The following is a 12832-nucleotide window of genomic DNA, read 5'->3' as shown; positions in this document are numbered from 1 at the left end:
CGATTATGCCCCGGCCGACGTATTCATGTCAGCCGCGTCGATACCGGCAACACGGACCGGCTTTTTCATGGCGTCGCGACGGAAAGGATCGCCCAGTTCCTGGTTGATCATGGCTTCGATCAGAGTGGTGATGCCATTTTTCTGGTCGATGATCGCCTGGTTCAGGGCCGCGGTCAGCTCGTCCTGAGTGCGTGCAACGACGCCTTTCAGACCACATGCGGTTGCGATACCGGCATAGGAGACCTGTTGGTCCAGTTCGGTGCCAACAAAGTTGTCGTCGAACCACAGGGTCGAGTTGCGCTTTTCAGCGCCCCACTGGTAGTTGCGGAAAACGATCTGGGTCACGGCGGGCCATTCTTCGCGGCCAATCGCGGTCAATTCGTTCACAGCGATACCAAATGCGCCGTCACCCGAGAAACCGACAACCGGAACGTCCGGGCAACCAATTTTCGCGCCAACAACGGCAGGCAGGCCGTAACCACAGGGGCCAAACAGGCCAGGTGCCAGGTACTTGCGGCCTTCTTCGAAGGACGGGTACGCGTTACCGATGGCGCAGTTGTTGCCGATATCGGACGAGATGATTGCCTCGGTCGGCAGCGCCGCTTGAATTGCGCGCCATGCCATGCGGGGGCTCATCCAGTCGGGCTTAGCGGCCCGTGCACGCTCGTTCCAGGTGGTGCCCGGATCGTCGTTCTCGTGGGTCAGCGAGCTCAGTTCTTGCGCCCAAGCCGATTTGGTGGTGGCGATCAGGTTCTTGCGGTCTTCGCGACCTGCTTCACCGGCGTTGTCGCCCAGACGTTCCAGCAGACCTTCGGCCACTTTCTTGGCGTCGCCGACGATGCCAACGGTCACATCTTTGGTCAGGCCGATACGATCAGGGTTCAGGTCAACCTGAATGATCTTGGCATCGGTCGGCCAGTAGTTGATGCCGTAGCCAGGCAAGGTCGAGAACGGGTTCAGACGAGTGCCCAGAGCCAGAACAACGTCCGCTTTGGCGATCAGTTCCATACCGGCTTTCGAGCCGTTATAGCCCAGCGGACCGGCAAACAGCGGGTGCGAGCCGGGGAAGGCGTCGTTGTGCTGATAGCCAACGCAGACCGGTGCGGTCAGACGTTCAGCCAGATCGGCGGATGCAGGGATCGCGCCGGACAGAACAACGCCAGCACCGTTCAGGATGACCGGGAATTTGGCGTCGGACAACAGGGCTGCGGCTTCGTCCAGTGCTTCGTTGCCACCAGCGGTCGCTGCGAATTCGACGATCTTGGGCAGTTCGACGTCGATGACCTGAGTCCACATGTCGCGCGGGATGTTCATCTGAGCAGGTGCCGAAGCACGCTTGGCTTGCAGGATGACGCGGTTCAGAACTTCAGCGACACGGCTGGGGTCACGCAGTTCTTCCTGGTAGGCAACACAGTCCGCAAACATGCGCATCTGTTCCATTTCCTGGAAGCCACCCTGGCCGATGGTCTTGTTGGCTGCCTGCGGAGTGATCAGCAGAACCGGGGTGTGGTTCCAGTATGCGGTTTTAACGGCAGTCACAAAGTTGGTGATGCCAGGGCCGTTCTGCGCGATCATCATCGACATCTTGCCGGTGGCACGGGTGTAGCCGTCCGCCATCATGCCGCCCGAACCTTCGTGGGCGCAGTCCCAGAAATTGATGCCTGCGGCCGGGAAGATATCCGAAATCGGCATCATGGCCGAACCGATGATACCGAACGCATGTTCGATACCGTGCATTTGCAGAACCTTAACAAAGGCCTCTTCAGTGGTCATTTTCATCTGAGTGTTCTCCGCACAATTGAAGAAAGGTTCGGGCACAGCACCCGCCTTTGATATGGTTTTGGCGCAAGGGGCGAAGCGGCGTTAGGGCCAGAATGTTAGGCGGGATATGTCCAGAGCCGTGCTAGGCGGAACGGATGGCATCCGCGATCAGTTTCACGCCCGGCCCGATGCGGTCTCGGCCAATGGACGAGTATCCAAGGCGATAGAAGTTGCGCGGTTGGTGCAACCCATTGAAGAACGAGGCGCCTGGTTCGATGTGCACGCCCTGGCTCTGCAGCTTTTTGGCAAGTTTGGTCGTGTCCACACGATCGGGGGCCGACATCCAAAGCGACGACCCGCCCATGATTCCGCGTCCGGCAACGGTAAGCCCGTACTGTTCGACCGCGCTGTCCAACGCTTCGCGTCGCCGGGCAAGGGTCTTCGACATACGTCGAATCTGAGCATCATAATGGCCTAGGGACAGGAAATAGGCCGCGGTGCGCTGGATATGGCCCGGCGGGTGGCGCAGCACCAAAGAACGCAAAGCACGGGCCTCGCGGATAAAAGGCTCGGATCCGACAATGTAGCCAAGGCGCAATCCGGGAAACAGCGATTTCGAGAAGCTGCCTACATAGATCACCCGTCCGTCGCGATCCATTGACTTGAGGGCCGGGGAGGGAGATCCCAGAAAGGCCATTTCAAACTCGTAATCGTCCTCGACCACCATGGCGTCCAGTTCGCGGGCGCGTTTCAGCAACTCGTGGCGGCGATCGACGGGCATGGTTGCGGTCGTTGGGCTTTGATGGCTGGGGGTCGTGAAAATTACATCTGTTTCATCCGGCAACGCATCCGGAGTCAGTCCGTCACGGTCAACGGCCAGTGGTGAAACTTTGCAGTCGGAGTGATTTAGCAAATCCCGCAGTGCATAATAGCAAGGGTCTTCAATCACGGCAGTGCGGTTGCGGTTCAACAGGATGCGTGAGGCCAGCCACAGGGCGTTTTGCGCGCCCATAGTGATCAAGATCTCTTCGGGGCGGGCGGCGATTCCACGGCGCGGCAACGTGTGACGGGCGATGAATTCGATCAGCAGCGGATCATCCTGATCCATGTAGTCCCCGGTCAGGGAGGCAAAATCCCTGTGACCCAGTGCACGGACCGCGCAGAGACGCCAATTGGCGTGGTCGAACAATTTCCGATCTGCCTGACCATAGATGAAAGGGTATTTGTAATCGCGCCAATTACTGGGCTTGGGCAGCACGTCCCCGTCCGAGAACCTGCGTGCGAGGGCCGTGTCCCAGTCGACATTTTCATCGCGTTTTTGCACGGGCGAATACTTGGGTGGCACGGGCGCGTTTTGCGACACGAAATACCCCGACCGGCCTTTGGCAGTCAGGTAGTCATTGGCCAGTAGTTCAGTATACGCCAGTGTCACCGTGATCCGGCTAACACCCAGATGCGCCGCCAGTTTACGAGACGAGGGCAGCTTTTCCCCAACGTGAAACCGGCCAGACAAGATGCCTTCGGCAATCATCTGTTGGATCTGCGCCTGCAGTGTGCCCTGTCCGTTCAATTCCAGAAAGAATGTGTCGACCGATATTCCCATAGCGCCTTATAGGGTGGACTTAAGGTGAGGGCAATCTGGACTTAATCTCGTTTCGAGAATTCGTGAACAAGACGCTTGACGAAAAAGAACGACTCACCTAAATAACTAGAAATCTAGTTTAATGGAGAAATCAGATGTGGGAAACAGCTGCAGCAGGATTCTCGGCCATGGGCTCTGAAGCGCGACTGAAGGTTCTCAAGACATTGGTTCGGGCTGGTGAGGCTGGGTTGACCGTTGGGGAAATCCAGAACCGCACAGGCATTGCCCCTTCGACATTGGCCCATCACCTGCGGTTCCTCGCGGCCGGCGGGGTCGTCGAGCAAGAGAAAATCGGGCGCGCCACCATCAACCGCGCAAATTACGAAGAATTGAGAGACCTCGCGCAGTTCATTCTTAGCGAATGCTGCGCGGACGAAGTGGGAAAGGCTGCGAACGATGGCTGAGCTGACACAAAACCCAAAGGCACCGGCAAAGGTGGCCGTTGATCTGATCAAAACCCCATGGGCGGTGATCGTGGCCATTTTGGCGCTTGTGGCCGTCCTTGACCCCGGCAATTGGGGAGAGGTTGTAACCTTTGCGGGCAAAGCCCTTGCACATACCGGCCAGTATATTCTGTTCGCCGTCTTGCTGCTGTCTTACCTCAAGGCGACCGGTGCCGAAGTGATGGTTGCGCGCGCCTTTGAGGGGCGCGAAACGCGGATGATCTTTTTGGCCGCAGTCTTCGGCGGCCTCGCACCGTTCTGTTCTTGCGAAGTCATTCCGTTCATTGCTGGTCTGCTGGCGCTTGGTGCGCCATTGTCGGCTGTCATGGCGTTCTGGCTCAGCTCGCCACTGATTGACCCACCGACCTTGTTGATCACGGCAGGCGCATTGGGTTGGCCATTTGCAATCGGCAAGGCCATTGCAGCGGTCGCATTGGGTCTGTTTGGAGGCTTTGCCGTCCGTGCCCTGATGCGAGGCGGCGCGTTTGCCCAGCCTCTGCGCGAATACAAACCGGCTGGCTGCGGATGCGGACCTAAACAGGAGGACAAACCTGTCTGGAAGTTCTGGCAGGTACCCGAGCGTCGTCAGAGCTTCCGGTCCGAGTTCATTCACAACAGCTTGTTCCTGCTTAAATGGTTGGCTCTGGCCTATGTGCTTGAGGCGTTGTTGGTCAGCTATGTGCCGGCCGATCTGATCGCGCGCGTTGTCGGCGGTGACGGTGTTGTACCCATTGTCATTGCCGCGTTGGTCGGGATGCCCGCTTACTTGAACTCCTACGTCGCGCCGCCGCTGCTGGCTGGCCTGATGGAACAAGGGATGAGCGCAGGGGCCGCGATGTCCTTCATGGTCGCGGGTGCCGTCAGTTCGATCCCGGCAATGGCCGCGGTCTGGTCATTGGTCAAACCACGGGTCTTTGCGACCTATCTGGGGCTGGGGATCACTGGGGCCATCACCGCTGGCATTCTGTTCCAGATGATCTGAAACCAAAGCCGCCCGGTGTTCTTACCGGGCGGCTTTACTTATCCTGCTTCGCAGTGGCGCGGCAGTTTGAACCGATACCGAGCCTCGCCACTGTCCACGTACACACGTTTTTCGATGCATGCCGTGGTGCCAACGGTTTGTGAGACCGGAGCGTCGGTCGAAGTGACCGAGGTCGCAGACCCGTCCGGCAGTCGGACCGAAGCAATGACGCCGTTCTTGAGGTCCCCGTTGATGGGTGTCGCTGACAAGACGTTGACGGTCATGAATGCCTCATGCTCGTGCTCGCCGCTGTCGTTGAAGATCAGCAAACCAGCAGCGACGGCAACAAGACCAACACCGCCTGCCACGGGCAAACCCCAGGTCTTCAGGAAGGCATAGATCGAAACGGCGCGATGCGGTCCAAATAGTTTGGAAAGAACGTTCAGCATGGTTTTCTCGTAAAAAAGCCCCGGTCCGTTCAGGCCGGGGCTGTCTGTGCTTTAGGGGCGCGGATCGTCTTCGTCTTCGTCGTCGGCACCGCCTTTGGGCAGGTTGAAGAAGCTGTCCGCGTCGAGGATTGGTTCTTCTTCTTTCTCTTCCGCAGGCTCGTCCGACAGCGAGAATGTTTCCAGACCTTCGATGGCAGTCGGGATCTTCGGCGCCGCGTCCATTTCCAGCGACTGTTCGGTCGAGACCAGCTTGCGGCGCTCGTCATCGCTCATGACGCCACCTTCGGCAGCTTTCTTTGCTGCGGCCTTCTGCACGATCGCGTCCAGCTCGGACTGTTTGCACAGACCTAGCGCAACGGGGTCGATCGGCTGCATATTGGAGATGTTCCAATGGGTCCGTTCACGGATCGACTGGATGGTTGGCTTGGTGGTGCCCACCAGCTTGGCGATCTGACCGTCGCTGAGTTCTGGGTGGAATTTGACCAGCCACAGGATCGAGTTCGGACGGTCCTGACGCTTGGATAGCGGGGTATAGCGCGGACCGCGACGCTTTTCCTCGCCGCTTGCAGCGGGGTTGAACTTGAGCTTCAGCTTGTGCAGCGGGTTGTTCTGCGCGGTGTCGATCTCGTCCTGGGTCAGCTGGTTGTTGGCGATGGGGTCAAAGCCTTTCACGCCAGCGGCCACATCGCCGTCTGCGATGCCCTGCACCTCAAGCTCGTGCATGCCTACGAAATCCGCGATCTGCTTGAAGCTGATCGTGGTGTTGTCCACCAGCCATACGGCTGTTGCCTTGGCCATAAGCGGTTTTGCCATCAGCCCGTCTCCTATAAATACATCTTTCCCGTCGCCGGAATTCGGCGGCCCCTTTTTTGGGGCAGGTTTCCGTTGTCGGGGAACTTGGTCCGTATATAGTCGCGCCAAGGCAAGAAGGGAAGAGGCGAATGCGCTGGGTTGTTTTGGGGCTGGTTTCGTGGGTTTTTGGTGCAATGGCGGCGCTGGGCGATGGCGAAAAAGCGGGCGAGTTTGACTACTATGTCTTGTCGCTTAGCTGGTCGCCCAACTGGTGCGCCCGCGAAGGCGACGCGCGCGGATCGGATCAATGCGACACCCGGCATGACCATGGCTGGATCCTGCATGGTCTGTGGCCTCAGTACCATCAGGGTTGGCCCGCCTTCTGCCGCACGCCCGAGGCGCCGCCATCGCGCGCTAATTCCCGCAAAATGACCGATATTCAGGGTAGTTCCGGTCTGGCGTGGCATCAGTGGAAAAAGCACGGCACCTGCTCGGGTCTCAGCGCGTCCGACTATTATGCGCTGTCCCGGCAGGCGTATGAGGCGGTTGAGCGTCCTCGGGTATTCCGCAAGCTGGATGCCTCGGTCAAATTACCTGCATCGGTCGTGGAAGAAGCCTTTCTGAAAGCCAACCCCGGCCTTGAGCGCGACATGATCACTGTGACCTGCAAGCAGGGCTATATAGAAGAGGTCCGCCTGTGCCTGTCGCGCGACCTTGAACCCGTGCCTTGTGGGCGAGACGTGATCCGAGATTGTACCGCCAAAGACGCCCTGTTTGATCCGATTCGTTAGAGCTTATTGTTCTGGCAGTCCCGGGCATATTCCAGCGCTTTGGCCGTGCCTTTTAGATCAATCGCCATCACCGTCTCACCCGCAGGGTTGTAAACCGTCATAGTCTTGTTCTGCGCAATCGCATTCACGAAGCTGCGGTCGGTGAAAAACACGGTTGCGCCTGGCACATCGCGCTGATTGAAGCCGATGGCAGTGGCGTCATAGCTTTTGCCGTCCAGATCGAACCGGATCGGATAACTCTCGCCCTGTTTGATGTCGCCCCACGCCTTGTTGTAGACGGCGAAATACCCGCGATTGTCCAGCGCGTCATAGCCCAGCCGCACGACTGAGAGATCCTGATAGATCGTCTGGATCAAGCACCCGTTGCCAAGCGCGGGGTCCATCATGATGTTCCAACCTTCGACAAAGCCTTTGTCGATGAGTTGTTGTGACAGGGCGGATGATGCGGTGAATGCGGCGAAGACAAGGGCGAGAATACGGGTCATTGAAAGCTCCGGACAAAACAGGGCAATTCCCGGTGAGGAAGGTTATTAGGTCTGAGATACCTACTAGATCTTATCACACCAAGAGGTTTTGTGTGACAAGCGGTGTGCACTTGTTGGTGCAGGTTTTTTGTTTAATTTGGCGACCTAAGCTGTAGTTGTGTCTGGCGGGAGACCGATTTCATGAATCGTGAAATGACCAAACTGTTGCGCAAGAGATGCGCTTCAATTCAATTTTTATTGTCAGAAAACAGCCCCCTGCGCGGTGAGTTCGAAGGAGGCAATGAGATTTCCCTTCTTACCGATGGCTCGATATTTCCACATGTCGCCCAGCATGAAGAATGGAGCTTCAACGAAACCAGGTTTATCGGGCAAGCCTGTCCAACTGGACCCTATCACCTAATCGATATCGGTGCGAATGTCGGTCTTTTTTCCCGGCAGGTCTTGATCAACTACCCTCAGGTAATATCAGCATCATGTTTTGAACCTAGCCCGGATAATACGGAGCATCTGAAGCGCAACCTCAAAGCGATGCCCATGGTGTCGGTTTTCGACTTTGGCTTAGGGCAATCAGACGGTGAACTGGCATTTTACAAAGACAGCGTAAATGGTGGGAATTTTTCCTTCAATCGAGACGCCGTGGCCGGCCGTGAGCATCAGGTCATCGTCGCCAAAATCAGAAGAATAACTGAGGGGCTGTTAGATAAATGCATGGGGGACGAGGCCAGTGACCGACGCCTGATTTGGAAATCCGACACACAGGGGCTGGACGAGGCATTGATGAGTGAATTGCCCGAAAGCTTCTGGCAGCGCGTTGATCTGGCTTGTTTTGAAGGATGGAGGATAGACAAGCCGTCTCATGACGAACAGGCTTTTCGAAACATCCTAAACAGCTTTGAATACGTGTATATTATTGGGTCGCGCAACAAAAGGCTGCGACGCATTAGCAGCTCAAGGTGTATTAGTTACTTGTCCGGAAGAGACCGCAAATGGGCAGACTTCTATCTGTCTCGGGTGGAATTGCACTAAAAGTAGCTTTGCTCAGGTTAAACCTCTGTGCGCTCTGACCGTAGCTTGGTTACCTACAGTTCTTTCCTTGCCCGCAGCGCAGCGGTAATCGTCCCATCATCCAGATAGTCCAACTCGCCCCCAATCGGCACACCCTGCGCCAGTGAAGTCAGACGGACCTGTCCCTCCAACTGATCGGCAATGTAATGGGCTGTGGTCTGGCCGTCGACGGTCGCGTTCAGCGCCAGAATGACTTCGGTGATCCCTTCGGCCATCACCCGATCCTTTAGACGGGGGATGCGAAGCTCGTCCGGTCCGACGCCGTCCAAGGCAGACAGCGTGCCGCCCAGAACGTGATAGCGACCCTTGAAAACTGCAGCGCGTTCCATCGCCCAGAGGTCGGCGACGTCTTCGACCACGCACAACTCTCCGATCGCGCGATCCTCGCTATCGCAGATGTCGCAGATATCGGTGGTGCCCACGTTGCCGCAATTCAGGCATTCGCGGGCGGTGGCGGCCACCTGCTGCATTACGTCCGACAGGGGCGTCAGCAGCAGGGTGCGTTTTCGGATCAGGTGCAGCACCGCGCGGCGAGCCGAACGGGGGCCGAGGCCCGGCAGTTTGGCCATCAGGTCGATCAGATTGTCGATATCGCTGTTCGAACTCACGGCGTGCGCTCCTGCAAAAGGGCCGGGCAGTTGTGCCCGGCCTTTGGGTCGTCAGGAGTGTCTATCAGAACGGCAGCTTGATGTCTGCGGGCAGACCCATGCTTTCGGTCAGCCTTGCCATCTCTGCCTGAGAGCGCTCGGCCGCTTTGGTTTGCGCGTCCTTGATAGCGGCCAGAATCAGATCTTCGACAACTTCCTTATCGTCGCCATTGAAAATCGACGGATCGATGTCCAGACCCTTCAGCTCGCCTTTTGCTGTGGCGGTGGCCTTCACCAGCCCTGCACCGGATTCGCCTACAACCATCAGGTTGTTCAGCTCTTCCTGCATGTCCGTCATCTTGGTCTGCAAATCCTGTGCGGATTTCATCATCTTGGCCATATCGCCCAGACCGCCGAGTCCTTTGAGCATTGCTTTTCTCCTGCAAATCAGTTTGCCGCCTAAATACGGATGCTGCCGGTGGGGTACAAGGGGAGAGCTTCTCCCGCCCGTCGTCAAGGTCTTTGGCAAGACCTTTCCTCCCGTTGGGCCCGGCAGCGCGGGAGTGTTTCTGCTTTGGTCGTTCGGATCAATCCTCCTCGAACGGATCCCATTCGTCTTCGACCTCAGGCAGGGCTTCGGTTTCGACCTTGGCGGCGCGTTCCTCCGGGGTTTCGATCCGCTTGATGCGCGCTTTGGGGAATTGCATCAGAACGGCTTGAACCAGCGGGTGTTGTTCGGCCTGCGCTTTCAACGCCAGATCAGCCGCGTCGCGAACCTCGGCGATTGTTGCTGCGTCCCCGTCGGCCACGATTGAGACGGCCCATCGGTTTCCGGTCCAGCGTTGCAAGGCCGAACCAAGCCTTTGCGCCAGATCGGTCGGCGCTTTGTCCGTCGGCGTGAACTCGATCCGTCCCGGGGAATACGAGACGAGACGCACGCCGTTTTCGACCTCAACCAACAGTTTTACATCCCGGTTCGTGCGGATCAGTTCGACCACGTATTCGAAGGTTGGATAGTGTGCCAGCGCGGTCTGGACGTCCTGGGCAAGCGCTGCGGTGGGCGCCCCTGCAGGCCCGCGTTGCGCCGAGAGATGCGCAGAGGACGTCGCCTGTGCAGGTGCATGAGTTGGCACAGCCACACCACCGCCAGGTCCCCCGCTTGGTGGGGGTGGAGGCGCATCCTGTAGTCGTTTGATAAGCTCTTCGGGGCTTGGCAAATCGGCCACATGGGTCAGACGAATGATTGCCATTTCGGCGGCCATCATCGCGTTGGGTGCTGCAGAGACCTCCTCCAGCGCTTTCAGCAACATCTGCCACATGCGTGTCAACACCCGCATCTGCAGCGCCTCGGCCATCTGTTGACCCCGTGCGCGTTCATCCGGTGAAACGGTGGGGTCATCGGCGGCATCGGGCGTGATTTTGACCACGGAAACCCAATGGGTGATCTCGGCCAGATCGCGCAGAACAGCCAGCGGATCGGCCCCTTCGGCATACTGGCCGCTCAACTCAGTCAATGCCCCAGCCGCATCGCCACGCAGAATCATGTCCATCAGATCCAGAACGCGCCCGCGATCTGCAAGGCCCAACATTGCCCGAACCTGATCGGCGCTTGTTTCCCCTGCACCATGTGAGATCGCCTGATCCAACAGCGAGGTCGCATCGCGCGCAGATCCTTCGGCCGCGCGTGTGATCAAAGCCAGCGCGTCTTCTGCGATCTGTGCGTTTTCCGCTGCGGCGATTTTGTTGAGCAGACCGATCATGTCCTCAGGTTCGATCCGGCGCAGGTCGAACCGCTGACAGCGGGACAGTACGGTCACCGGCACCTTGCGAATTTCGGTCGTCGCAAAGATGAACTTCACATGCTCGGGCGGTTCCTCGAGCGTTTTGAGCAGCGCATTGAAGGCGCTGGTCGACAGCATGTGAACTTCGTCGATGATGTAAATCTTATAACGCGCACTGGCGGCACGATATCGGACACTGTCGATAATCTCGCGAATGTCGTTCACACCGGTCCGGCTGGCGGCGTCCATCTCCATCACGTCGACATGGCGTCCTTCCATGATGGCAACGCAATGCTCGCACTGACCACAAGGTTCGGTCGTTGGTTTGCCTTCACCATCGGGACCGATGCAGTTCATACCTTTGGCGATAATCCGGGCGGTGGTGGTTTTGCCGGTGCCGCGAATACCGGTCATGATAAAGGCCTGCGCGATCCGATCCGCTTCGAACGCGTTTTTCAGCGTGCGCACCATTGCGTCCTGTCCAACCAGATCTGCAAAGGTTTCAGGGCGGTACTTGCGGGCAAGAACCTGATAGGCGGGGCTGGGCGTTTCGGTCATGTCTGCTCTGTCAGATTCGTGTCAGAAATGCAGCGTAGAGACCCGGGCCGCCCGCGTCCACAGCAGGCTTTGTGGAATTTCGGTTTGGACCGCGTCTGTAAGCGGGATAAACCGGCTGTCAAAATTTGGTGGGCCGGTGGCAGTAGGAGTATAAGCTTTGGCAAAATTTGCAATCTACGCGCTGCCTGTTGGCTCAGGCACCATGGCGCTGTCCCCTTTGCCTGGCGGCGGCGGTGGGTATGTGGACGATTTGAGGGTGATACAGGACTGGAACCCCGATCTGGTGATTTCAATGACCACCGAGGCCGAGATGCAGCAGATCGGCGCAGGCGGTTTTGGTCGAGACGTTCAAAGCAGGTCCGCTACCTGGGTGCATCTTCCGGTCGAGGATTTTGGCACGCCGCCCCTGCCAATCGAAACTCTTTGGCCCCAAGCCAGCGCAGCCGCCCGGCAGGTTCTGTCCGACGGTGGACGCGTGCTGGTGCATTGCCGGGGCGGTTGTGGGCGGTCGGGGATGGTCGCGCTGAGGCTCATGGTGGAAAGCGGTGAAGATCCAAACCACGCGCTAAACCGGCTGCGCTTGGCCCGACCATGTGCGGTGGAAACGGATGAGCAGATGGCTTGGGCCATGAAACCGGCCCAGAGCGATCGGTGAACTAGGATCAGGCCGTGGCTTGTTGAACAACCTGATGCGATGGACGCGGTGCAAGGGACGATGCCTGAAGCATGGCGCAAGGCAAGGCCGCCAAAACACCAGCAGGCAGAGTGGAAAAGTCAGGGTTGAACATCATATCGGCGTATTCGTCCAACGTGTCGGCCGAGTCGCCCGTGTTTGCCCCGCAATAGACCCTGATCCGGGCCGGGCTGGCGCGAAACCGTGCGGTGCAACCCTCATCGCAATGGGTCAGTTCGCTGGAGCCGTCCACCTCAAATTCGCTGGTCGTCATTGGTTGTGCTGTTGCCATCGCCTCGGCCAATGACCGAGCCATTTGGGCCAATGCGGGGCAGGTTTTCCCCGTTTTCTGGCACAGGGTGGCGTTGAATTCGTGGGTCGTTGTCTTCCAGATCATAATGCGCCCTCCGCGCGGTGAGCGGGGGACGTGGAACAGGGAACTCAGCGTACTGAAGGCCTGCCCGGACACCCCGCCCGAGTTTCGGTTTTTACTTTGATGGCAGGTCTCCTGACTTGCGGGTCATTGCTTTGCCGACCTTCCCAGCCTTTCGGCCAGTGGTATTTCGGCATTGCTTACCGCTTACAGTTGCGGGGGCAGTCGCGGCCTTGGTCCGTTCCGGCTTTGCCGGGCTGGACCGCACCGAGTTCCCTTTTCATCCCGCCCCAATATAAGGACGAGAACCATCACCTCATCGCTAGCGGTTGTAGGTGGCTTGAGTCAAGCGGGCTGTTTTCCATCGTTCAAGTGGACGCTTGGTCACTTTGAAAATCTGTTGACTCTAGTCGCGCAAAAGCGCCGATATGCCATATGTGAACCGAATAGTTCAGATGCTTGCGAGGGCAC

The 12832-nt window shown here is 58.1% G+C and carries 14 protein-coding genes and 1 riboswitch; of the genes, 5 read left to right on the top strand and 9 right to left on the bottom strand.

Features of this window, described 5'->3' with window-relative positions; genetic code table 11:
• Positions 1 to 3: 3 nt before the first annotated feature.
• Both xsc and pdxR read right to left on the bottom strand, forming a co-directional pair.
• Positions 4 to 1779 carry a sulfoacetaldehyde acetyltransferase gene (xsc, locus tag AC2FLJ_RS14125; protein WP_058272524.1) on the bottom strand — a complete coding sequence of 592 codons (1776 nt, stop codon included), beginning with the start codon at positions 1777 to 1779 and terminating at the stop codon, positions 4 to 6.
• Positions 1780 to 1903: 124 nt separating this feature from the next.
• Positions 1904 to 3364, bottom strand: a complete 1461-nt coding sequence (gene pdxR, locus AC2FLJ_RS14120; RefSeq protein WP_496706366.1) for a MocR-like pyridoxine biosynthesis transcription factor PdxR — start codon at positions 3362 to 3364, stop codon at positions 1904 to 1906.
• Between the two features lie 134 nt (positions 3365 to 3498).
• Between pdxR and AC2FLJ_RS14115 the strand changes: the two genes are divergently transcribed.
• On the top strand, positions 3499 to 3807 hold the full coding sequence (locus AC2FLJ_RS14115; RefSeq protein ID WP_108861160.1) for an ArsR/SmtB family transcription factor: 309 nt from the start codon (positions 3499 to 3501) through the stop codon (positions 3805 to 3807).
• The gene (locus tag AC2FLJ_RS14110; protein WP_496699336.1) at positions 3800 to 4828 is read left to right on the top strand and encodes a permease; all 1029 of its coding nucleotides are present in this window, start codon (positions 3800 to 3802) and stop codon (positions 4826 to 4828) included. The genes AC2FLJ_RS14115 and AC2FLJ_RS14110 overlap by 8 nt, the downstream gene beginning before the upstream one ends.
• Positions 4829 to 4866: 38 nt before the next feature.
• Here AC2FLJ_RS14110 and AC2FLJ_RS14105 read toward each other — a convergent pair whose 3' ends face one another.
• Positions 4867 to 5256 carry a hypothetical protein gene (locus AC2FLJ_RS14105; RefSeq protein WP_108861162.1) on the bottom strand — a complete coding sequence of 130 codons (390 nt, stop codon included), beginning with the start codon at positions 5254 to 5256 and terminating at the stop codon, positions 4867 to 4869.
• A 51-nt stretch (positions 5257 to 5307) separates the two neighbouring features.
• Entirely contained in the window at positions 5308 to 6069 is a 762-nt protein-coding gene (locus AC2FLJ_RS14100) for a DUF1013 domain-containing protein (protein ID WP_108861163.1), read from the bottom strand.
• A 128-nt stretch (positions 6070 to 6197) separates the two neighbouring features.
• On the opposite strand from AC2FLJ_RS14100, the gene AC2FLJ_RS14095 reads away from it, so the two are divergent.
• Entirely contained in the window at positions 6198 to 6839 is a 642-nt protein-coding gene (locus tag AC2FLJ_RS14095; protein ID WP_496699333.1) for a ribonuclease T2 family protein, read from the top strand.
• Here the strand turns inward: AC2FLJ_RS14095 and AC2FLJ_RS14090 are convergent.
• Positions 6836 to 7324: a hypothetical protein gene (locus tag AC2FLJ_RS14090; RefSeq protein WP_496699331.1), complete on the bottom strand. Its 489-nt coding sequence runs from the start codon at positions 7322 to 7324 to the stop codon at positions 6836 to 6838. The genes AC2FLJ_RS14095 and AC2FLJ_RS14090 overlap by 4 nt on opposite strands.
• 180 nt (positions 7325 to 7504) lie before the next feature.
• Here AC2FLJ_RS14090 and AC2FLJ_RS14085 point away from each other — a divergent pair, with 180 nt between their 5' ends.
• On the top strand, positions 7505 to 8350 hold the full coding sequence (locus AC2FLJ_RS14085; RefSeq protein WP_496706362.1) for an FkbM family methyltransferase: 846 nt from the start codon (positions 7505 to 7507) through the stop codon (positions 8348 to 8350).
• A gap of 53 nt (positions 8351 to 8403) precedes the next feature.
• Here the strand turns inward: AC2FLJ_RS14085 and recR are convergent, their stop codons facing one another.
• The 3 genes from recR to AC2FLJ_RS14070 form a co-directional block, all read right to left on the bottom strand.
• Entirely contained in the window at positions 8404 to 8997 is a 594-nt protein-coding gene (recR, locus tag AC2FLJ_RS14080) for a recombination mediator RecR (protein WP_496706360.1), read from the bottom strand.
• Positions 8998 to 9061: 64 nt separating this feature from the next.
• Positions 9062 to 9406 carry a YbaB/EbfC family nucleoid-associated protein gene (locus tag AC2FLJ_RS14075; RefSeq protein WP_108861168.1) on the bottom strand — a complete coding sequence of 115 codons (345 nt, stop codon included), beginning with the start codon at positions 9404 to 9406 and terminating at the stop codon, positions 9062 to 9064.
• A 157-nt stretch (positions 9407 to 9563) separates the two neighbouring features.
• Positions 9564 to 11315: a DNA polymerase III subunit gamma/tau gene (locus tag AC2FLJ_RS14070; protein WP_282120276.1), complete on the bottom strand. Its 1752-nt coding sequence runs from the start codon at positions 11313 to 11315 to the stop codon at positions 9564 to 9566.
• Between the two features lie 157 nt (positions 11316 to 11472).
• On the opposite strand from AC2FLJ_RS14070, the gene AC2FLJ_RS14065 reads away from it, so the two are divergent.
• Positions 11473 to 11970 carry a protein-tyrosine phosphatase family protein gene (locus AC2FLJ_RS14065; RefSeq protein ID WP_496699325.1) on the top strand — a complete coding sequence of 166 codons (498 nt, stop codon included), beginning with the start codon at positions 11473 to 11475 and terminating at the stop codon, positions 11968 to 11970.
• 7 nt (positions 11971 to 11977) lie between these two features.
• Here AC2FLJ_RS14065 and AC2FLJ_RS14060 read toward each other — a convergent pair whose 3' ends face one another.
• On the bottom strand, positions 11978 to 12385 hold the full coding sequence (locus AC2FLJ_RS14060) for a hypothetical protein (RefSeq protein WP_496706358.1): 408 nt from the start codon (positions 12383 to 12385) through the stop codon (positions 11978 to 11980).
• A gap of 84 nt (positions 12386 to 12469) precedes the next feature.
• A riboswitch (cobalamin riboswitch) is annotated at positions 12470 to 12689 on the bottom strand.
• Positions 12690 to 12832: the final 143 nt, after the last annotated feature.

This window comes from Ruegeria sp. CDSA034 (assembly GCF_059612275.1).
The sequence above is the reverse complement of the archived record's forward strand: the minus strand, read 5'-3'. Positions and strand labels throughout refer to the sequence as shown.